21 protein-coding genes are annotated in these 21199 nt (G+C 58.6%); 11 read left to right on the top strand and 10 right to left on the bottom strand.

Going from position 1 to position 21199, the window contains the following annotated elements; translation table 11 throughout:
* Positions 1-3: 3 nt before the first annotated feature.
* From smpB to prfB, 4 genes are read right to left on the bottom strand one after another with little or no spacing between them, the layout of a single operon-like run.
* Entirely contained in the window at positions 4-507 is a 504-nt protein-coding gene (smpB, locus tag HMPREF2526_RS09425) for an SsrA-binding protein SmpB (protein ID WP_046647497.1), read from the bottom strand.
* Between the two features lie 54 nt (positions 508-561).
* Complete coding sequence (ftsX, locus tag HMPREF2526_RS09420; protein WP_070547138.1) at positions 562-1464, bottom strand: permease-like cell division protein FtsX; 903 nt, start codon at positions 1462-1464, stop codon at positions 562-564.
* Positions 1465-2154: a cell division ATP-binding protein FtsE gene (gene ftsE / locus HMPREF2526_RS09415; protein ID WP_070547137.1), complete on the bottom strand. Its 690-nt coding sequence runs from the start codon at positions 2152-2154 to the stop codon at positions 1465-1467.
* Between the two features lie 33 nt (positions 2155-2187).
* Positions 2188-3294: a peptide chain release factor 2 gene (gene prfB, locus HMPREF2526_RS09410; protein WP_046647494.1), complete on the bottom strand. Its 1107-nt coding sequence runs from the start codon at positions 3292-3294 to the stop codon at positions 2188-2190.
* 69 nt (positions 3295-3363) lie between these two features.
* On the opposite strand from prfB, the gene HMPREF2526_RS09405 reads away from it, so the two are divergent.
* Together HMPREF2526_RS09405 and hisN are read left to right on the top strand one after the other, a co-directional pair.
* Positions 3364-4191, top strand: coding sequence for an inositol monophosphatase family protein (locus tag HMPREF2526_RS09405; RefSeq protein WP_070547136.1), 828 nt, complete (start codon positions 3364-3366; stop codon positions 4189-4191).
* Positions 4184-4957 carry a histidinol-phosphatase gene (gene hisN / locus HMPREF2526_RS09400; RefSeq protein ID WP_070547135.1) on the top strand — a complete coding sequence of 258 codons (774 nt, stop codon included), beginning with the start codon at positions 4184-4186 and terminating at the stop codon, positions 4955-4957. Before HMPREF2526_RS09405 ends, hisN begins: the two co-directional genes overlap by 8 nt.
* A gap of 130 nt (positions 4958-5087) precedes the next feature.
* On the opposite strand, the gene HMPREF2526_RS09395 is transcribed toward hisN, so the two are convergent.
* Complete coding sequence (locus HMPREF2526_RS09395; protein ID WP_070547134.1) at positions 5088-6290, bottom strand: S1 family peptidase; 1203 nt, start codon at positions 6288-6290, stop codon at positions 5088-5090.
* Between the two features lie 186 nt (positions 6291-6476).
* Between HMPREF2526_RS09395 and HMPREF2526_RS09390 the strand changes: the two genes are divergently transcribed.
* The 4 genes from HMPREF2526_RS09390 (at position 6477) to HMPREF2526_RS09375 (ending at position 8770) form a co-directional block, all read left to right on the top strand.
* Positions 6477-6905, top strand: a complete 429-nt coding sequence (locus HMPREF2526_RS09390) for an NUDIX hydrolase (RefSeq protein WP_070547133.1) — start codon at positions 6477-6479, stop codon at positions 6903-6905.
* 25 nt (positions 6906-6930) lie between these two features.
* Positions 6931-7617, top strand: a complete 687-nt coding sequence (locus tag HMPREF2526_RS09385; RefSeq protein ID WP_070547132.1) for a DUF4232 domain-containing protein — start codon at positions 6931-6933, stop codon at positions 7615-7617.
* A 183-nt stretch (positions 7618-7800) separates the two neighbouring features.
* Positions 7801-8367 (top strand): hypothetical protein, encoded by a 567-nt coding sequence (locus HMPREF2526_RS09380; RefSeq protein ID WP_070547131.1) that lies wholly within the window; start codon positions 7801-7803, stop codon positions 8365-8367.
* A 94-nt stretch (positions 8368-8461) separates the two neighbouring features.
* Entirely contained in the window at positions 8462-8770 is a 309-nt protein-coding gene (locus HMPREF2526_RS09375; RefSeq protein WP_070547130.1) for a hypothetical protein, read from the top strand.
* A 7-nt stretch (positions 8771-8777) separates the two neighbouring features.
* Here HMPREF2526_RS09375 and HMPREF2526_RS09370 read toward each other — a convergent pair whose 3' ends face one another.
* Complete coding sequence (locus HMPREF2526_RS09370; RefSeq protein ID WP_070547129.1) at positions 8778-9983, bottom strand: DUF418 domain-containing protein; 1206 nt, start codon at positions 9981-9983, stop codon at positions 8778-8780.
* 59 nt (positions 9984-10042) lie between these two features.
* On the opposite strand from HMPREF2526_RS09370, the gene HMPREF2526_RS09365 reads away from it, so the two are divergent.
* Positions 10043-10489: a DUF1990 domain-containing protein gene (locus tag HMPREF2526_RS09365; protein WP_070512087.1), complete on the top strand. Its 447-nt coding sequence runs from the start codon at positions 10043-10045 to the stop codon at positions 10487-10489.
* 17 nt (positions 10490-10506) lie between these two features.
* On the opposite strand, the gene HMPREF2526_RS09360 is transcribed toward HMPREF2526_RS09365, so the two are convergent.
* On the bottom strand, positions 10507-11469 hold the full coding sequence (locus tag HMPREF2526_RS09360) for a YwqG family protein (protein ID WP_070547128.1): 963 nt from the start codon (positions 11467-11469) through the stop codon (positions 10507-10509).
* 103 nt (positions 11470-11572) lie between these two features.
* Between HMPREF2526_RS09360 and HMPREF2526_RS09355 the strand changes: the two genes are divergently transcribed.
* On the top strand, positions 11573-13549 hold the full coding sequence (locus HMPREF2526_RS09355) for a vWA domain-containing protein (protein WP_246819885.1): 1977 nt from the start codon (positions 11573-11575) through the stop codon (positions 13547-13549).
* Between the two features lie 117 nt (positions 13550-13666).
* Here HMPREF2526_RS09355 and HMPREF2526_RS09350 read toward each other — a convergent pair whose 3' ends face one another.
* The gene (locus HMPREF2526_RS09350; protein WP_070547127.1) at positions 13667-14497 is read right to left on the bottom strand and encodes an aspartate dehydrogenase domain-containing protein; all 831 of its coding nucleotides are present in this window, start codon (positions 14495-14497) and stop codon (positions 13667-13669) included.
* 313 nt (positions 14498-14810) lie between these two features.
* Positions 14811-15710: a tyrosine-type recombinase/integrase gene (locus HMPREF2526_RS13645; protein ID WP_246819884.1), complete on the bottom strand. Its 900-nt coding sequence runs from the start codon at positions 15708-15710 to the stop codon at positions 14811-14813.
* A 500-nt stretch (positions 15711-16210) separates the two neighbouring features.
* Between HMPREF2526_RS13645 and HMPREF2526_RS09340 the strand changes: the two genes are divergently transcribed.
* Positions 16211-16573: a MobC family plasmid mobilization relaxosome protein gene (locus tag HMPREF2526_RS09340; RefSeq protein WP_070547126.1), complete on the top strand. Its 363-nt coding sequence runs from the start codon at positions 16211-16213 to the stop codon at positions 16571-16573.
* On the top strand, positions 16554-18677 hold the full coding sequence (locus tag HMPREF2526_RS09335) for a relaxase/mobilization nuclease domain-containing protein (protein WP_246819883.1): 2124 nt from the start codon (positions 16554-16556) through the stop codon (positions 18675-18677). Before HMPREF2526_RS09340 ends, HMPREF2526_RS09335 begins: the two co-directional genes overlap by 20 nt.
* Before the next feature lie 169 nt (positions 18678-18846).
* On the opposite strand, the gene HMPREF2526_RS09325 is transcribed toward HMPREF2526_RS09335, so the two are convergent.
* Positions 18847-20406: a SulP family inorganic anion transporter gene (locus tag HMPREF2526_RS09325; protein ID WP_034664651.1), complete on the bottom strand. Its 1560-nt coding sequence runs from the start codon at positions 20404-20406 to the stop codon at positions 18847-18849.
* Positions 20407-20575: 169 nt separating this feature from the next.
* Between HMPREF2526_RS09325 and HMPREF2526_RS09320 the strand changes: the two genes are divergently transcribed.
* Positions 20576-20980, top strand: a complete 405-nt coding sequence (locus tag HMPREF2526_RS09320) for a MerR family transcriptional regulator (RefSeq protein ID WP_005293770.1) — start codon at positions 20576-20578, stop codon at positions 20978-20980.
* Positions 20981-21199 lie beyond the last annotated feature (219 nt).

Genomic DNA, 21199 nt, shown 5'->3' with positions numbered 1-21199 from the left:
AGGTTAGGCGTTAATCCCCTTTACGCGGCGGCCCAGCTCGCGGGTGATGTCGCGGTCCTGGTCACGGCGCTTGATTGCTTCGCGCTTGTCATAGTCCTGCTTACCCTTGGCCAAGCCGAGCTCGCACTTGGCGCGGCCATTCTTCAGGTACACCTTGAGCGGAATCAGCGTCTTATTGCCATCGCGCACCTGGCCCATAAGCTTGTCAATCTCCCGGCGGTGCAGCAGCAGCTTACGTGTGCGCTTGGGTGAGTGGTTCGTCCACGTGCCCTGGGAATACTCCGGGATGTGAAGGTTGCGGATGTAGACCTCGCCGTCGTCGATGGTGGCGAAGGCGTCTGCCAACGAGATCTTGCCTTCGCGCATCGACTTAATTTCGGTGCCCACGAGCACCATGCCGCATTCTAGGGTGTCGAGAATGGTGTAGTCGTGGCGGGCACGTCGGTTGGTGGCCAAGGTCGAGTTATTGTCGACGGCCGCCTTTTTCTTCTTTGCCTTCTTCGCCATAGTTCGGACTATATTACGCTACAGCCAGGCAAAATCCACATCGTTGCTCAGAGCCTATGTCCGCACATAAGCGCGCATGGTTACCTGCGCGGTCAGCGCAGCGCACAGGATTGCCACCAACCCCACGATGGGCAGCGCCGTCCAGACGTCCCCAGAGGTCACCGGGGCCAACAGCTGGTTGTGGTACAAGTCCTTCAGCGCGGGATCGATCACGGTGTTCTTTCCCACGATGACGCCGACCCCGGCGAGGATAACGCCACCCACAGCGCCAAGGACCGCCTCCAGGATGAAGGGCGCGTGGGTAATCCACCGCGAGGCACCGACCATGCGCATAATCGCGGTTTCCCGCTGGCGCTGGTAGGCGGCAATCTGCACCATGTTCGCAATCAGCATGATGGCGGCCAGCGCCATGACAGCGGCAACGACAAACGTGGCATTCCGGATGGCATCCAAGTTGCCGGCGGCGCTGCGCACCTCCTCCTGCTGGTCGATGATGTCGCTGACGGCAGGATTCGACGCGATGGCGTCGATGGGCGCGGTATCCGTCGGGTCCTTCAGCCGCACGTGGAAGGCCGCCGGCAGCGCATCCGGGGAGGTTTCCTCAACCATGACCGGGTCGGTTTCCTTGAACAGTTCCACGAAGCGCTCATAGGAATCTGCACGGTTGCGGTAGCTCACAGACTCGATATCTTCATCCGCTTCCAGCTTCTTCTTCAGCCCAGCGCAGGCGGAGTCCTTACACTCCGGATCATTGGCAGAGATATCCTCATTGAGCTGGACCATGACCTCGACGCGCTCGAGATAGATGTCTTTGGTCTCGTTGGTCATCTGGGTCACCAGAACACCGGCCACCACCAGGGCCACCGAAATGGCCGTGGTAATCACCATGGCGATGGTCATGGTGATATTGCGCCCGAGCCCCTTGAAGGCCTCTCTAAAAACAAAGCCCAGATTCATCTAGACCGCCTCCCCATACATCGCGTTCTTTTCATCGCGCACGAGCGTGCCGTTGTGTAGCTCAATGACGCGCTGGCGGGCCTCGTTGACCGCGCGCGCGTTGTGCGTCGACATCACGACCGTCGTCCCGCGCCGGTTGATCTTGGCGAGCAGAGACATGATCTCCGCGGCAGTGGAGGGATCGAGGTTACCCGTGGGCTCGTCGGCAAGCAGCAGCTTGGGACGGTTAACAAAAGCCCGCGCAATCGCCACGCGCTGCTGCTCACCGCCGGAGAGCTCATGCGGCATGCGGTGCTGCTTGGCACCGAGGCCGACCATGTCGAGGACCTCGGGGACCTGCTTGGCAATCCGCGCCTTGCGTTTGCCGATGACCTCCAAGGCAAAAGCCACGTTGTCATAAACGTTCAGCTTGGGCAGCAGGCGAAAGTCCTGGAAAACGTAGCCGATGGACTGACGCAAGCGGTTGACCTCGCGGCCCTTCAGCGTGTTGACGTGGAAGTCCCCGAAATAAATATCCCCCGAGCTGACATTGGTCTCGCGCACCATGAGCTGGAGGAAGGTCGACTTACCGGAGCCGGAGGGGCCGATGAGGAAGACGAATTCTCCGTCTTCTATCTCAAAGGACACCTTGTCCAGCGCGGGCCTCGTGGAGGTCGGATAGACCTTGGACACATTCTCGAAAGTGATCACTTAAGCCACATTAGCAACATTTGTTACTCGGGCCTAGGACTCCTGCTGCGCCATGCGCCACCGGATCCCGGATTCTAAGAAGCCATCGATATCCCCATCCAATACCTTGGAAGGGTCTCCTACTTCATAGTTCGTGCGCAGATCCTTGACCATCTGGTACGGGTGCAGCACATAAGAACGCATCTGATTACCCCAGGAGGCATTGCCCCCCGCACCCAGCGCATCGAGTTCCGCGCGCTCCTCCTGGCGCTTGCGCTCCAGCAGCTTCGCCTGCAGCACACGCATGGCAGAGGCCTTGTTCTGGATCTGGGACTTCTCGTTCTGGCAGGTCACCACGATGCCGGTCGGGATGTGCGTCAGGCGCACTGCCGAGTCCGTCGTATTGACCGACTGCCCGCCCGGGCCCGAGGAACGATAGACGTCCACGCGCACCTCCGAATCTGGTACCTCGATGGAATCGGTCTGCTCCACCACCGGCAGCACCTCGACCTCAGCGAAAGAGGTTTGACGGCGGGCTTGATTATCGAAAGGCGAGATACGCACGAGGCGGTGCGCTCCCTGCTCCACGGAGAGCTGGCCATACATGTATTCGCCATGCACCACGAAGGTCGCGGATTTAATGCCAGCCTCCTCGGCATAGGAGATGTCGTAGACATCCACCTTGTGGCCGTGCTTTTCCGCCCAGCGCGTGTACATGCGCATGAGCATCTCCGCCCAGTCCGCGGCATCCACGCCACCGGCACCGGAACGGATGTTGATGACCGCCTCACGCTCGTCATACTCACCGGAGAGCATAGTCGTCACCTCGAGCGATTCGATGGCGGCGCCGAGCTCCTTCAGCTCTGTGTCGACGAGTTCCTGGGAGGCCTCATCGCCCTCTTCCTCCGCCAGCTCAGACATCACGGGCAGATCCTCAATCCGCCCGCGCAGGGACTTCAACTTGCGCAGCTTTGCCTGCTGTGCCGACAGCTCCGAGGTCACCTTCTGCGCATGGTCGGGGTCGTCCCACAGCGACGGGTCCCCCGCCTGGGCCTCGAGTTCGCGCACGCGCTCGGACACCGCCTCCGGGTCCATCACCTTCTCAATGGAGGTCAAGGTGGCGCTGAGTTCCTCAAGTCGTGCTGTTTGTTCCGGACGCATAGACCCCTACTCTACTTATTCTTTCTCCCTGATTAGCCATCGGCCGCGTTTAGCGCGACAATAGGCGGCATGAGTGACCAGCCAAGCCTCACCGAGATGATCGATGCCATCATCAAGACCTTCATCGTTGCCCACGCGGACGATACCGACGCCCACCTTGCCCAGGCGCTTGTCTATAACGCCGGCCGCCTGGCCTGGCGCCTGCGCGAGCAGGGAGTAGACATCGAGCAAAAGACCTCCGTCTCCGATGTCGTCACCGACGCCGACTTCGCCGCTGAGCGTTTCGTCGCCGGTGTGCTCGAGGCCCTGCGCGGCGAGGACGGCATCGTGGGCGAGGAGGGCGCGAACCGCGAGTCGAAGTCCGGCCGCACGTGGGTCATCGACCCCGTCGACGGCACCTACAACTTCGCCTCGGGCTCCGACTATTGGTGCTCTGCGCTCGCGCTTGTCGACGCTGAAGGGGTCATCCTCGGCGCCGTCCACCGCCCCGCCATGGGTTATACCTGGTTCGGCGGCCGTGACTTCCCCACCAGCCTGGACGGCAAGGAAGTCACCACACTCACCGACACCCCCGCCGACAAGCTGTGCTTGTCGACGTACCTGCATCCCACCTCCATGACGGATCCCGCAATCGCTTCCGCCTGGGAAAAAGTAGCCCCGCACTTCGCCACCATGCGCATGTTGGGCGCGGGCTCCGTGGATCTCTCCTGCGTGGCGGATGGCACCTGGGGTGCATGGATGCAGCATTCCGTGAAGGATTGGGATTGGTATCCGGGCCAAGCGCTGGTCCTCGCAGCAGGCGGCGCGGCGCGCAAGGTTGAAGCCGGCGGTGTGGAATGGTGTATCGCGGGTAATAAACAAGTAGTTGATCAGATGGAGGAATGGCTCCGTGGGTAAATACAAAGAAGACCTCGGCTTGGCATTAGAGATGGCAGGCCATGCGGACGCCATTACGATGCACCGTTTTGAGGCTGCAGACCTGTCCGTCAAGGAAAAGCCTGACATGACACCGGTCTCCGATGCGGATCTGGCCTGCGAAAAGGCAATCCGTGAGGCTCTGAAGCGCTCCCGCCCACGTGACGAAGTTTTGGGCGAAGAGTTTGGCGGCGAGGCCTGCTTCGAAGGCCGCCAGTGGGTAATCGATCCTATCGACGGCACGAAGAATTTCGTGCGCGGCGTTCCCGTCTGGGCCACTCTGATTGCGCTGCTGGAAGACGGAGAGCCGGTCGTCGCCGTCATCTCCGCCCCGGCCCTGCGCCGCCGCTGGTACGCGGCCAAAGGTGGCGGCGCCTACCGAGTCTTCGGCGGGGAGCCGAAACGCCTGCGCGTTTCCGAGGTCTCCAAACTGGAAGATGCCTCCCTGGCCATGAGCTCTTTGTCAGGCTGGCGCCCGAACCGCGATGCTTTCATCTCATTCACGGACAAGGTCTGGCGCCTGCGCGGCTACGGCGACTTCTGGAACTACTGCCTCGTGGCCGAAGGCGCCGTCGATATCGCCGCCGAGCCCGAGGTCTCCCTCTGGGACCTAGCGGCCCCGGCGCTCCTCGTGACCGAGGCAGGCGGCCGCTTCACCAACGTCCGCGGCGAAGACGGCCCCCACGGCGGCTCGGCTCTGGCCTCCAACGGCAAGCTTCACGACGCCGCCCTCAGCGCCCTCTCCTAGCGCCGTGCGGCGCCGCACGCCGGTGCCGCAGCCTAGCGCCGAACTGCGAACCGCACTCCGCAGGTCATTTCGATCAAATAAGGCCCCAGATCTTTAACGATCTGGGGCCTTAAATGTTAGAAACGTACTTCTAGTTCTCCGGAATCGTGAATCCGGAACCCACGCCCTCGCGGCGGTTCAAATCCGCGATGATGGCATCGGTGTTGGACACGACCGTCGGGTTGTGCAGTGCACCCTGCCACGGGGTGCGGCAGGACGGCAGCCCCGGAATCAGACCGCGGGATACCGATCCGACAATGCGGCCATTGTGGAAGACCGGCGCACCGGAATCTCCAACCATGGCGCACACCTGGTTGATGGTGATTTTCTGGCTGTGCTGGAAGGTCATGCCACAGGTGCGGCCGGTAGCCACGCCGCGCTTGCAGGTGATGTCACCCGGCTGGGTGGACCCACCGATCCCGTACGCGGTCACACCGTTGTAGCTGCGGGTCACCTCTGCCTGGGAGCCGAACTCGATGAGCGAGTAGTCCAGCTGCGCGTTCTTGGACACCACGGTGCCAGTGGGACCTACCTGCCAGGAGTCCGCCGACGACACCGGATCACCCACGTTGCCGCAGTGACCGGCGGTAATGCCGACCTTGCGACCTTCAGCATCCATGCCAGCAGCCGTCAGCGTGCACATGGTGTCCTCACGGATGTACAGCGGGGTACCCGGGCCATACAGCGATTTTCCTTCAGTCATCGCAACATTAGATTCCTCGGGAATCTGGGGTGCATCGTAGAAGGAGCCGGGTACCCGGTGCAGAACATAGTCCGCGTGCGGTTTACCGGCCGCAATCTTGGAGAACAGGTCGTTCTTCCACACGTAGTTCGGATCAGTGCCCTGGGGCACGAACTCCGGCTGCGTGGCCTCCTCCAGCAACCCGATGGGAGTCGGGTTCGTCAGCGGTTCACCCGTGATGGCATCAGCGCCGGCATAATCCTGCTGCTCGGACGGGGCCGGCAGTTGCGTCTGCAGGTTCGCCTGCTCCGCGACGCGCTGTGCCGCAGGAGAGTTCACGGCTCCTTCGACCGCCTGGTTCACATCCTTCGAAGCCGCTGCGGCGGCACCGTTGACGGCGGTGTCGACGGCGTCGGTCAGCGCTGCGTCCACAGGCTTGGTCTCAATACCAACGGACTTCAAGTCCGCGCGCACCTGGTCAACAAAACCGGCCGAATCGATTTCCGGGATGGTGGGGAGCTCCTGGGCACCCGCCGCTGGGTTACCCAGGAAGAACGCACCTGCGAAAGCCGAGCCCACGAGGACTTTCTTAAGGTGCGGAATTTTTCGCATTGAGCAATTCCTCTTTCACTTCTTCTCGTATTGGTCTATAAGACCTACCCATGATGGCACGCGCATCGAAGCGGCCGTTTCTAACGTGTGAGACTGTGTCCAACCCGTTACATTACTGACAGTTTTCGGGTGCCCCCTCTCTTCTTTCACCGCCTCCCCGCCCCGGCGCGGCCCTACTATGGAGGCATGTCTGAGACCTCCAATTCTCCTTCACCCGCTGCAGACATTGAGGAAATTGTCGCCGTTGTCCTACGTGATACCCACGGCCGCGTGCTAGTCCTCCGCATTACCTCCACCCCGGAGTTTGTCCTGCCTTTCGGCTCCATTGACAGCACCCTCAATCCCGCCCGCGCGGCCCAACTCATCGCCCACGAAGCCATACGCGCGGTGGTCGATATGTCCAAGCTGCGCCGGCTTGCCACCTATGTCTCCCCGGCCGCCAACGACGCCCCACAAACCATCCATGCACACGTCTATGTCTACGAAGAAGAAATCTCTGTTGCACACCCCGACAAGGAGATCGCCGAGCTAGCGTGGGTCGATCCCGCTGCCCCGGACGTCGATGTCGCCCCGTTACTCAAGGAGAGGGTATTCCCCGCCTTGCAGGAACTCTAGCCTCCCAAGCCTTAGACTCCACCCCATGACTACGCAGCGACTACTCCCCGTTCTCGCCGCCGGTTCTCTTGCCCTTGCGCTGGCCGGCTGCGCCACCGATGACAGCACCGACGCCACGCTTTCCGACGTCTCCCCTACAACCACCCAGGCCGCCGACGCCGAATCCGGGGCTCCAGCACCCGCGGCTCCGCAATCGCCCGAGGCCGATGCTCCGGCCCCAGAGGACTCCCAACTTGTGGCAGGCGACGACGCTGAATCGACACAGAACACTGACCCGGCCGCAGCTGGCAACGAATCCTGCGCAACGGCCCAGCTCGATATCGGCTTAGCCGATGAGCAAGGCGCTGCCGGTTCGCATTTGGCGGATATCACCTTCACCAATACGTCTTCCGAACCCTGCACTTTGCACGGCTTCCCCGGTGTTTCCGCCGTCACCAACGATGACGGCACCCAGCTTGGCGCCGCCGCTGTGCGCGAAACCGGCAAGGAAGCAACAACCGTCACGCTTCAGCCCGGCCAGTCGGCCCGCGCGGGCCTCAAGATGACCAACGTTGGGGTCCTCGATCCCGCTTCCTGCCAGCCCCAGACAGCCGACGGCTTGCGCGTGTACCCACCCGGCGAAACCGCCAGCGCTTTCATCCGCGTCGAAGGCCTCGAAGGCTGCGCGGGCGATGCGAACTACCTCTCTGTCCAACCCGTCACCCCTGCCTGAACCCCACCCCCGGGGGGATTCGAAAATAGACCTTTCAATGTAACTGGCCGCAAATCATGAAACTCACGCCCCTCACGTAACAAACTTTAAAGTTGATCTCCCAAGCTATTGCACAGCAATCACACAGGAGGCATTATAAATCTGCCACATACTGGCGATTCTCTTCTCTCTCAAGGAGCTCTCATGATTCATCTTTACAGGCTTGAGCAAACCCTGCCGCAGATTATTGGTGCCATTATCACCATCATCGCCATCATCGCCGGTGCCGTTAACGGTGCTGGCAGCTCGCACTCTGGCCCCGGCAGCACGACCCAACCGGCTCCGCGCCCATCAGTGACAAGTGAGAACCTTGTTCAGCCAAACTCGAGCCAGTACCTGCTGAACATGGACTACGTCAACAGCATTACGGTCAATGGCCAAACCATTTCCGACACCATGGTCCGTACCCGCACCACATCGGACAGTGAAGCGTACGTCGGACGAGGCGATCTGAATGGCAAGTACAACACCCTGACCTTTAGCCTTGCTTGGGATGAGAACATCAAGCGCAGGGAGGGCAACGACTCCGCCATCGTGAAGGTCTACCTCGGCAAGAACCGCGCAGAATACGCGAAGTCTTACGTTGTTAGGCCCGGTCAGGTAGTAAACTCTGGCCCCATCAACATCAGCGGGCTGGACAAGGTAATTGTTGAGGTGGAGCCTATTCACGGTCCCGGCCTTGCCATCTTTAACGCACGCCTCCACCGCTAATCACTAGTTTCCCGATGACCCAGAACGGTTTGGTTCTGGGTCTTCTCTTTTGTCTCAGCAGCTAAATCATCGACGACAGCCTACAATCGCGGCCATGGAATCCAAGAAGCTGACATCGCTGGTCTTTGGGAACGTAGTGCTGGAATCGCATATGACGAAGACGATTATCGTCGTCTATTCCGACGACATGCGGTCATGGTACTTCCGGCCGAGCCCATATACGGAGCTCAAGGTGCCGCTCGATGAGCTGCGGGGGAAGCTGAGCAGAGAACGCGCGGAGCTCATCTCAGAGCGCATTTTTGATAACGTCAAGCTGGAGCTCGAGGAAAGCTACCCCGGAGGCGTCGTCCGCGCCCAAAAAGATCTCTGCGGCTGGCTCTTGCATGAGGAATCAGCCGCTTAAACCATCGTCAGGCCGGTGTACCTGCTGATTTAGGCTCTATGCGGCCCGTTGGACCGTATGCCAGCCGGCGATGCGCCCACTCGAATGGGCCGGGTTTGCCCCAAGCCTCAAGCAAAGCGGCAAGAAGCAGCGTCAGGACAAAGACCAACAGACCGATTCCGAGCTTGCCACTCACCGAAGCATCCGCTCCCAGACCGAAGCCAGCCGGGGTAACCAGGACAATGAATAATATCGACTGCGCAATGTAGCCCGACATTGAACGCTTGCCCAGCGCTACAAAAGCATAGGCCCACCCGGGAACACGGTTGTTGAGGTTCTCTGTGAGCAGTGCCAGTACAGCCAGAATGCCCGGCCCAGTAAGAAAACCGAAAGCTTGGTTCAGCATGAAGAAGACCGGTTCCAGTTCTATTGGCAGGACACCAGCGGCAGCAAGGCCCCACGGAAGCCCCACAAAGACGATGACCACGCCTGCGATGACAACCCAGGTGACTAGGGTGCGGCGGTGCGCAGAAACGCTGGCCAGCACACCCTCCCGCGCCCAGATGTACCCGATGAGGAAAACACCGGTCAGCCCAACAAACATCAAGGGGATCTGTCCCAAAGCAGCGATCTCACCGCGCACGTTGCGGCCGAAGAAATCACCGAAGGTGACAAGCTCCCTGGTCATCGGCCGCGAACTGGGCAGAGGACTGAAGTAACCACAATAGGCTCCCAATGCACCCGAACCGGCGAAAACCGCATAGCCGCCAAAGAACCAGTAGGCAATGCGCCGCAGCATGCGCGTCGAAAGCGTAAAGCACCAAGCCAAAGCGATGCCCATGAGGCCATAGACCAGCATGATGTCACCGTCGAAAAGCACGAAGCCATGCGCCAGGCCAAAGACCGCCAGCAGCCCGTAGCGGCGTACCAGAATGCGTCTGGATTCCGTATCGGTGTAGCCCTTGCGGTGCAGGCTGGCAGCAATGAGACCAATGCCGAATCCCAACAGCATGCAGAACATGGGCAGGCCACGTACCCGAACAACCATGGCCGTAAATACCGCGGAGAAAATGTTTAAAGTGCTGCCGGGGCGCACACCACCCACGGTGGAGCTGGGACCTATCGACCAATCATTGACTACCCAGCTCTGCACAGCATTCGCCATGGCGATGCCCAGTAGGGCCGTTCCACGCGCGAGATCCGGCACGATGAGCCGTTGTCGTTTCTCCTGCATACACCCTATTTTACTCTTCTCAAGCATCATCTAAGGGCCGTTTGACTAGGCTAAGTCCCATGCCTGAGCCACTGTCCTACTCCTCCACCGAGGGCTTCCCGCAGCTCCACATGTCCCGTGTCATCGATGCCGATTTCGATACCGCCGCAGACAAACTGTTCCGCTGGCGCCTGCAGCGCAGCGGTCTTTTTCGGGTTCGCCCCAGCCACGCCACGGTGGAAGAAGGCGCGGAGGTCGGCCTCGGGTTGGGGCCGTGGGAGTTTCGCTGCCGGGTAGTAAAGGTGTTCAAGGAGCCTGGACGTTGTGGATTTACGTACGGCACCCTCCCCGGCCATATCGAGCGCGGCGAGGAAACCTTTACGCTGGAGCTCCTGCGGGATGGGCGCACGCTGCTGCTTGTCGACGCCTCCTCCCAGCCCGCCCGCCTCACCTTCCTGCGCCCGCTGCTCGATATTCCCCGGCGCGCACTGATCTGGTGGTTTTACCTGCGGGCGCTGGATGAGTGATAGGGATAGCAGCCGCTTTAACCGCAGTCCCAGTCGAAGAGAACCTTGTCGAAGTTACGCGCAGCGAGATCCTCCGGGTGGATGTAGAAGTTTCCGATTCCTCCATCACCCCATTCGAAGGTGCCACCATTATCCACCGTCGCGAGTGTGATGTGCTCATCGCCGATAGGCAGCTTGCTGGGGTTCCAGTAGGTGGCGTAGCCGCCGAGGCGAACCTCGCACTGCCCGTCCTCGAGGTTTACGCGCTCCTCTGATTCCTCAGCGGTGGGATCAACGCTGAACCCCTCGGCTTCAACGCGGGCCACAATCTCATCGAACATTTCCTTCTGGCCGTCCTTGGTATCGCCGGGGAGCTTGGTCGCCTCGATTGTGGTTTCCCCGTCGATAACGCGCCGCGTGATAATGTCCCAGCCGTATGTGTGAACATCCACCAGGTCCTCGCCGCGCCGCAGGAGGGCACGGAGATCATTGTTCCAGAAGGCGGTGCGGCCGAACTCGTGCGCGTTTTCGGTAACGCTCAGCTCGCTCAGCTTCCCGTCGATAGTCGTAGCCTCCAGCGGTTCCTCCGCTGGGTGCTCTCCTGAATCCTCTACTTCCTCCGGCACCTCGCCTACGTGTGGGGCGGAAAGATCTTCGAGGTATCGAGCGAAGGGCGTGGAAGTGCGTTCACCTGTCGCCACATACTTGTTACAAAGTTCCATTCCCCATCCGTACTCACCGGGTACGAAAAGCTGAAGGAGGCCGGAGGTAGGGAAACCGGGAAGCGGTTCAAACTCAGCGAAGTTGAACTGGGCAATGAAGAACATGGGCTCGTCGTCGTACTCGGGGTACGGCGCGTGCTCTGGCAGGTACGGGGTTCCGCACAGCTTGGAGGTGGTAGGCGAATCTGGGCGGGAGCTTTCCTCAAAGTCGATGATCGGGCGCGTGGGGACACTGTCGAAGGAATACTTCAGGGCATAAAAGTCATCTTCTGCTGTCATGGGGGCGATTTTAAAAAAGAATCATGCAGGTAGCTCGGGGGTTATTCCCCACCGCCTTTTCGAATGCAAGCGGCACGCAGGCGTTCAATGTAGCTTGGCTCACATGGATAACACGTCACGCTTCTCTCTAACGCCCCTGTTAACGGCGTTGATCGCTGTTCTTGGAACAACCGCTCTTGCCGTTGCATCAGGTCTCCTCCCAGTAGCCGCTGCTGAAGAAGAGACGAATGCCTCCAGTTCCTCTTCGAGCAACATGGCTCCAACCATGGTGGTCTTCGATTCCTCCGGCTCGATGATCACCAACGATGCCGGCGGGCAGACCCGCATTGATGCCGCCAAGGAGGCTGCCCGCACCTTCATCACCGAAGCCGGGGATGACGCCCCTCTGGGGCTTGTCACCTATGGTGGCAACACCGGCGAAGCCCCCGAAGATGAGGCGGCCGGTTGCCAGGACATCACCGTAGTAACACCACCCGAGGCCGGTAACTCTGAGAAAATGATCGCCCATATGGATGGCTTGCAGCCACGTGGTTTCACCCCCATCGGCGAGTCCCTCCGCAAGGCCGCCGCTGAGCTACCAAAGGAAGGCCAGCGCAGCATCATCTTGGTCTCCGATGGCGTTGCCACCTGCACCCCGCCACCCGTGTGTGATGTGGCGAAAGAGCTGAAAGAACAGGGCATCGACCTAGTCATCAACACCGTCGGCTTCAACGTTGAGCCCGAGGCACAGCAGGAACTGCAGTGCATTGCCGACGCCACCGGCGGGACCTACGCCGACGCCTCCGACGCCGATAGTTTGGCCAAGGAACTCAACCGCGCAGCACCGCGCACCTTCAACGCCTACGAGTCAGACTTAGAGGAGATCGAAGGCGGCGAAACCGAAGGTTCCCCGGCCAAGGTAGGCCGTGACGTAGAGGCCTTTTCCACCACCCTTCCACCGACGGAAGGTAAAGGGCACTCCGCTGAATCCACCACCTACTTCACCACCCCCATTGCTGAAGGCGAGCACGTGGTGATTAGTGCCAACACGACGCAAACACCAAGCATCAACAACTTCCGAAAAGGTGGATCATTCCACTTAGGTATTGATTCAGCCGAGCTATCCTGCAAGCTCGACACCGCTACCGCTAATGACCTCGGCCCGAACCAATACCAAACAGCAACCTTGTATAGCACCCAAGGCGGTGAAGAGGGCTGCAACTCCGATGAGCTTGCCTTCGCCATCGAAAGAAACGGTGACTGGAAGCAGGACGAAGAATTGGGGGTGGAAGTGACCATCACCCGCTTTGGCGAGCCGGACATGGAGGGCCAACCAGATCCGGCCGAGGAAAAGACCGAACCCGGCCACGTCACGGCTTCCGGTGGCGCCACTGAGGTTACTCCCGGAACGTGGTTCACCGACGCTGCTGAGCTCACCCCACAGCAGCCGGTACGCGCACAGATTGTGCCTGGCGAAACCCACTTTTATCGCATCTCTGCCGAACACGGGCAACAGGTTGCCGGCACGGTCTCCATGGTCGAAGAGGCCGATGACTTTGACAACAATGGGCCGGGTGACTCCCTCGTTCTTACCGGCTACAACGAAGCACGCGCAAAAATTGATCTGGAGGGTTCCCGCGCCGTCGTAATTAAAGACGGCACAATCGATTTCAGTTACCCAGCACCGATCCTCTTTGCCAACCGCTATGGAGGTTCGCACAACGATGGTTCTGGGACTCCGGAAATCGAAAAAGTGTGGCAGGGCGGCGAGCAATACATCGCTGTTAACTACGAGCAGCTCCTGACCGAGCAAGAAATCGACGAAAACACCCAGTTGCCGGTGCTTACTTATGACCTCGTGGCAGACGCCATGGGCGATCCCGTTCCGGAGCCGACCTTTGCGCCAGTCAAACTCGAGACCGAGAAGCCCTCTGCGCCAGCAGAAAAAGAAGATAAAGAAGACACGGAGAACCGCGCGCAAGACAACGATGACTCATCGCTCTTCTCCGGATTCCCCTTCCTTTTGGTGGGGCTTGGATTGCTAGTCTTGTTCGGTCTCGTTATCGCTCTGGTTGTCGTAATTAGAAGCCTGAACCGCTAACCGCTCTCCCGAAGAACGTCATTCACGGTAAATAGTGCCCCGAATCTTCAAGATTTCGGGGCTTATTTACGGTGACTGTCGTGACGTAGTACTCCACCCTGCAGGGCACCACCTCCGCTACTGAAGCGGAGCCATCGCGTGTCTTAAAGTGTGCGCAACCGACAACGCCGTAATGGCTGAGGTTTTGGGATTTACGGGACTGGGAGCAGATTCGCTAACCAGAGAGAACTTACCGGCAGAGCCTGATACCTCGATGTCATGACGTGTTCTAATCAGATTCGGAGAAGCAATGAGCTCAACCGATACGCGCTCAAGTGAACGCGCAAGTAACTCGTCATCGCTGGGGCCTTTGCCGCGAGTCGCCCAGGCAAGGGCGACGGAAACATTGACGTTGCCAGGGAATTTTGCAATCGCGTCACTAGGGCTGCCACTGAAAAGTAGAAACGGTTCTGTTGCGTTTTCTAGTTGCGCGCGCTCGTCATCATTCATCCAGCCTTGAATGAGGGCTTCGGCTTTCTTGGTCGTTCGAATCTTTACGGTGTCCACGGCATTCGACTCTGCAAGCGCTGCCCACAAATCAAATCCGCCGATCGCACCAGAGGTGACATGCACTTTTCCAGGCCCAGACAACAGTGTTTGGCGCGCATCAGGATCGGCCAAAGCGCCTACTGAAGTCAACACCAGATCCTTGCTACGTGTAATCACCGCCGGTCCGTGTTCTTTCGCCGCCGCAACGCCTGCGCATTCAACCACGATATCGTGGGCATCGATGAGCCTGGGAAGGTTGTCATCGTAAAGGGATACTCCCAAGGCGCCGCGTTCTCGGTGCGGGGCAGCATCACGAACAAATGCACTGACTTCGAATTCCGATGGGTCAAAGAGTGACACCAATTGACGCCCGATTGCGCCAAACCCAAGGAGCAATACTCGTGGAGCCGAAGCAGACATGACAATCCTCCATTACCTTGCGATTTATACGTGACCCCACTCTATCCACTTAGCTCTTGCCACAGGATTCCTAGACACAAACATCGTTCCGCAAATCGGGGTTCCGCCCCGCTAGTCGAAAACGAAGAAGTCCCACCAGCCATGTTGACTGGTGGGGTTCTGGAAGTTGGTAGCGGGGGCCGGATTCGAACCGACGACCTCTGGGTTCTCACCCTCAAGTTCGAGCCACCTGCAGTTATTACCCTTTTACCTGCTGATTAGAGAGGTATAAGCATACTGGGCCTTACTGCGCCTTACCGCGGATTACCGACTCTTAAGTCCCGTTTTGAGTCCCACTTTCTTCACCGAGATTCAAGGCTCCCCGCATAGCGTCGACATCAGTCCAATCCGTGTAGTTGCGCGCGTTCACGTCGACGTCATGCCCGAAGTAGGCTGCACGCACCTGGGCGGGCACCCCTCGCGCGATGGCCCGGTTATTGAGCACCGTGCGCCAGTCATGGGATCTCATTAAAGCGATGTGGTCGTCCTGGACCTGCGCGCCGACATCTTTAAACAGAGCCGCTGACGCTTTCACGGCGTTGTCGGTGCGCCAGTGCGCCTGCTTGTCTCCTGGCGAAGGGATCAGTGGGTCGGTCGTTCCTAGTCCGTCGAGCCGGTTTAACCAAAACTTTTCGACACGCTTGTCCAGGAACGGGATAGAACGGCCTCTGTGCGTTTTGGATTGATCAGATGTAATGCTGATCGCGATTTGCCCATTAGCGACTTTTACAGATTGTCTCGTCGCCGCCAGCGCCTCTGAGATGCGAAGTCCCGTCCCCGCTTGTAGTAGTGCCAGCGCGACCACGTTGTCATGTTTTGCGATGGAGCTTGCTCGTCTGTCCGTACCCGGTGGTAACGGTCTGGCCGTATCGCGTGCAATGAGATGGTCTACAACGGCGTCGTATTGTGCGTTCGTCAGGGCGTGACCACCTTGCGGTTTATTGCCCTTCTTGACCTCGCCGAGGTCGATACTGATTCCGCGTAACGGGTTGTGGTCGATAACGCCCTCGCGGATGAGTTGATCCAGAATATACTTGCTCACGACAGTACGGGCCTGCCGTGCGGATTCCGACCCGTTTGCGGTGGCGATGGCCTGCAATGCGCGTTCGAGAGTTCGGAATTTCACAGCCTCGCCAATGGCATGTTTTCCAAGCTGTGCTTCGGCCTGTTTCAATGCGAGCTCATACCGGGCGCGCGTGTTCGGCCGCAGCCGTGCCGCCTGGATGGCCGGCTTAGAAACGTCGGTAATGAACGCCGAGAAGTTCTTACTCTTATCCCAATTGGTCGACGTCGAGTTGAGCTTGCTGTCCCGCTTCTCGACGGCAATTCGCCGGAATTCCCCCTTTGTCCTTGCCCGGATTGTCGGGCGGTAAGTCGTTCCGTCCCATAGTCGGACGGTGATTTTCGCTTCGTATGGACCACGCGGCGGTAAAGCATCAACGACGCGATCGATGGAATCTTCCCCAGGGCTTAGTTTCGTTCTGGCGGCACGTATTTGCTTGCCGCCTGTTTGTGAGGGCCGTCTTTGACGGTGGCGAGTACGCCTGAATCTGCCCCGCAGATTCAGGGGGCCGACACCGGAGAAGCGTGACCCTTACAAACAGACTGTGGCCCTGGCTGCATCAGCAGTCGGGGCCACCCTGCCACAGTAAGCACGATAAGTAGGAGGTGGATATGCGAGACAGGTTCTCGACATATTCGCGTACAACCGTGCGCCTCGATAAGGATTTAGACCGATTTGTCGAGGAGGTCGCACGGGTCGTAGGGGTGCAAAAGGCCGTCGTGTTCCGGGAAGCTCTCTATGTCCTCGCGGAGGAGGAGAGCGTGCTGACGCAAAAGCGTTTGGCCCCGGACACGCTGCGCCGCCTGGACGAGATGAACGACCAACTGCGGCGGATTGGCGTCAATCTAAACCAGTTGGCTCGCCGCGCGAATATCGACGGCGTGGCCCCCGTGTCTGAGGCTGTAGAAAGCATTGGCTCCGAGGTTTCTTCTCTTCGCAAAGAGGTGAAGGACTTTGTCCACAATCAAGATTAACTACAGCCAGAATATCCGCGCGGCAACGGTCTACGCCGTCTATGGAACGGCAGACAATGCCCGCAAGGGTGAGGTGCGAGCCGATGTTTTATGCACGGTTCAACCTAACGCTGAATCGTTTTCTCCGGAGGCTACGGCTGGCCGTTGGTCGGGTGTGGACTTCATGGAAGCCAGTGTGGAAGAAATGGAGCGATATGCTCCGGCTCAGCGCACTGACGAAGCAATTATTTATATCCAATCGTGGGCTAAAGACGAGCTGGATAAGGATAACCCGGCCGATGTAGCTCGGGCTAATGCGGCTGGCTCAGAGCTGGCGATGCGGCTGACGCAGGGCACGGGAGTTCCGTTTACCGTGGCTACGCACACCGACAGTAAAAGCGGCTGTGTCCACAACCATATCGTCTTTGCCAACCACGATACGCAGACAAAGAAGGCTGTACCTCGGGATATGCGCAACTGGTACAAGCTGCGCAATATCAACGACGAGCTGATGCGCGATTTGGGGATGCGTGTCCTGGAGCGAGAGCCGGAAATATCGCTGCTTCCTGCTGAGCGCAGGGCACGCAAGGAGGGCAAGTCCACAGACTCGACGGGCCTGGGCGTGGATGAGCTGACCGCAGCCACGTGGGCTGATTTTGCCCGCAAGCGCATGAATGAGCTGTGCGCGGATAAACAGGTGGCAGATGCTGACGACCCACTGGCGAAGGCAGTAGAGATTGCTGGCAAATACAACCTGTCTCTAAAAGTGCAGCCCAACTCAAAAACCGAGGGTGAGTCGCTAACCGTGGCCCTGGTCGACGACGACGGCGAGGATGCCTACTTCACGAACACCACGAAGGCCGGACGTACTCGAAAGCGTAAAGCAGCTAAAGCTGGCTCAAAATTGGGCCGCAGCTACTCGCTAGAGGGTGTGACCGAACGCGTTAACGAGGCCCAATCAGCCCTTCTTGCGCGGCAGCTTGCAGCACTTCAAGCCAATTCAACCGATGACGACTTGGAGGCGAAATACGGCTCCAGCCTTCTCGATGACGAGGAGGAAGAAAACTATAACAACCAGGAGGTATTCAATCATGGTGTCAGTGACCGAGATGACGAAGCTAGCCCAAGCAGCGGCGAAAGGCAAGATGGACAGCGTCTTGAAGGTTCTCAGCCCACGCCTGGACAAGGCGGAGAAGGCTATCAAGACGCTGCAGGAGAAACTGAAGAGTCTGCCGGAGAATACAGGGGACATTCTCAGTTCTCTGCCCAGCGACTTCTCGACGAGGTTGACGCAAGCGGAAGCGAATTAAGGAACGTAAAAAGCAATCTCGCCGCAAACAAGAACTACGTGAGCAGCAGTCACTTCCAAGTAACGATGATGGAAGTGCAGCAGATGATCACCGGGCTGATAAGGAACATCGAGGATCTGCCCAACGGCCTGGAGGGGGTAAAAGGGTACCTAATCGAGATAAGCGAGCAGATGTCGCGTCTGACAAGGATGCAACAGCTGGTACTCAAAGCAGCCGAAAGCCCCATCCATCTCGACAAGGATTCCAGCCAAGCAGTAGCCCAGAGCCTGAACGCTCAGATGACTTCGAGCCTGACTTCTAGCCTGGAACCGCTGGTAGAAGTAGCTGTATCTGAGGCAATGTCGAAAGAGTCCGAAAGCCTGCACAAGGCAGCAGAAGCATCTAAGAAGGCTCGCAGCGCCCTGCTCCAGGAGAAGGAGTCCAACGAAAAGCTGCTGGAGAAGATACGTGCAGAGCGCAAAAAGTACAACGACGACATGGAAAAGTCGAACACGAACTTTATTAAGGCCTGCATGTCTGCCTCGTGGATTGCAGCCAGTGTTCTCTTCGTTGCTATCGCACTCGTTGCTGTCGGAGCCTTGGGGAACGGGCTGCTAAGTATGCTCGGCATACCCGACGGCGTGTCTGCCTTGTGGGGTCACGTCCAGGAGGCCAACGGCATCGGACCAACACTGGGCTGGTTGGCGTTAACACTTATCGTCATAGGGGTTCTTATAGCGCTTATGACCTGGATGTTGTCCCAGGCTGCGCCGGGTATTGCTCACTTAGTCGAGGAATACCGTCGCAATCACCCGAGGAAAGAAACGAACCACTAACTAGAACACGTGCACCGTAAAAAGTAAAAATCCCCACAACACAGCGTAGCGGTTAACCGCTACGCTTCTTTTATGCTCTTCCTATGCCCCAACTTTGCAACAGCACCAATAAACTGGCGCCCCGGTTATAAGTTGGGGCGCCAAGTCGATGTGCTCGAGTCGGGGGATGTTAGTGGCCGGTGCCAAGCCGGCCAGACAGGCGGTTCAGCCGGTCCTGACTGGGACCGTCGAGCCCGATAATGGACACGGTTTTGCCTCTGTCCTGGAACTTCTGCGTAATCGCGTCAAAGGTCGCGACCGTGGAGGCATCCCAGATCTCCGCCTCAGTGAGATCAATAGTGATATGACGGGCAGAATCGGTGTAATCAAAGCGATAAACCAGGTCATTGCTTGATGCCCAAAACAACTGGCCATGCACCCGGTAGGTACGAGTATCAATCTCGCCATCGCCGTCGCCGTCGATCTCGGAGACCTTTTCAATGGAAGCGATATGTGCCATCCGACGGGCGAACATGATCATCGCGGTGACCACACCCAACACCACACCAATGGCCAGGTTGCTGGTGGCTAGGGTCGCAATAATCGTCACGGCCATAACAATGGTCTCAGAGACCGGCATGAGTTTAAGGGTGCGTGGATGCACCGAGTGCCAGTCGATGGTGCCGACCGAGACCATGATCATGATTGCCACCAGCGCAGCCATCGGGATCATGCCAACGATGTCGCCCAGTGCCAGGACCAGGACCAGCAGGAACACACCGGCTAACAGGGTGGATAGGCGGGTACGTGCCCCGGATTCGCGGACGTTGATCATGGTTTGACCGATCATCGCGCAGCCACCCATGCCGCCGAAGAAACCGGAGGCAATATTAGCCACCCCCTGTCCCCAGGATTCACGAGTTTTATCGGAATGAGTGTCGGTGATGTCATCGACGAGCTTGGCGGTCATCAACGATTCCATGAGACCGACCACGGCCATGGCCAGGGCATAAGGCGCGATGATCTGCAGGGTCTCCAACGTCCACGGCACGTTCGGAATAAACAGGGACGGTAAGGTCTCCGGCATCTTGCCCATGTCCGAGACCGTCGGGACAGTCAAACCGGCGGCAATGACCAAACCGGTGAGCACGATAATCGTGACCAGCGGGGCGGGGATCACACTGGTGAGCTTGGGGAAGAAAATCATGATCACCACACCCAAGCCGACGAGTGGGTAGACTATCCAAGGCACATCAATGAGGTGTTCGAGTTGGGCGGTGAAAATCATAATGCCCAGTGCATTGACGAAACCCAGCATCACCGATCGGGGGATAAAACGCTGAAGTTTCGCCACACCGAGGGCGCCGAGCACGATTTGTAGGACACCGCCCAACAGGACGGTGGCGATGAAATAATCCATCCCGTAACCACGCGCCACAGGAGCAATGACTAGGGCAATAGCCCCGGTGGCGCCGGTGATCATTGCCGGGCGGCCACCGGTAAAGGCGATCGCAATGGCCATGACTACCGAGGAAAACAGACCCATGGCTGGGTCAACACCGGCAAGGATGGAAAAGGCAATGGCCTCAGGGATCAGCGCCAGGGATACCGCCAGTCCGGCCAGAATCTCTATACGGATACGGGCGGGGGAAGAAAATGCGTAACGGAAGGATGCGATGATCCCGGTAGGGGCATCAGCGCCGTCTGGACTCAGGAGGGGGCGGGGGGCCGCCGTGCTAGTTTCAGTCATAGATGTCCAATCTTTGAGGGGATAGGTAACTGGGCGAACGCCCGAAAGGAATCCAACCCTCTAGTAACTTTAGGTTTGGTGATGGTGGTCATGGTAGCGGGAGTTTTACTCAACCGCCAACCCAGGCACAGGAACCCGTGGGCAACATCACCGTGAAGGAGAACAGGCAATGCAAAACAGTAATTTCAAGATCGGCGAGGTCGTTGACCAGACGGGGTTGTCGATTCCCACCTTGCGTTATTATGACAACGTCGGCCTGATTACCCCATCGGGGCGTAGCCCTGGTGGGTTCAGGCTTTATAGTGAGGCTGATGTACGTCGTGTTTTGCTGGTGCGACGGATGAAACCGCTGGGGTTTACTCTGGATCAGATGCGGGAATTCCTGGAAGCTGCGGAGATTCTTCATAGTTCAGATGGCGGGCAGGACAGTGATACCGCACAGCAGGCACGGAGTAATGCCAAGGCCACCCTTGCCGACATTCGTGAGGAGACGCGCACCCGCTACGAAAAGCTACGCAAGCAAATTGCCTACGCTGAGGAATTCCTCGATCTGGTCAACACCCTGGCACCCTAAACTGCCCCATCCTTCGCAGGGAGAAAAAGACCATCGTATTGAATGCGCTCTGTCGAATCGCGTTCCAGATGAAGTGGACGAACGCCCGCGGCCTCTCCGGAGTGGATGGCGATAGTACAGAGGACTTCTGAAATCCGTGCAGACGACTCCTCAAAACGACACAGTCATCCAAGGTCACAAAATCGAAAATTGGCTTAAGGGACATTTCGTGTGGATAAA

Source organism: Corynebacterium sp. HMSC070E08, assembly GCF_001808895.1.
Lineage (GTDB): Bacteria > Actinomycetota > Actinomycetes > Mycobacteriales > Mycobacteriaceae > Corynebacterium > Corynebacterium hiratae.
The sequence above is the reverse complement of the archived record's forward strand: the minus strand, read 5'-3'. Positions and strand labels throughout refer to the sequence as shown.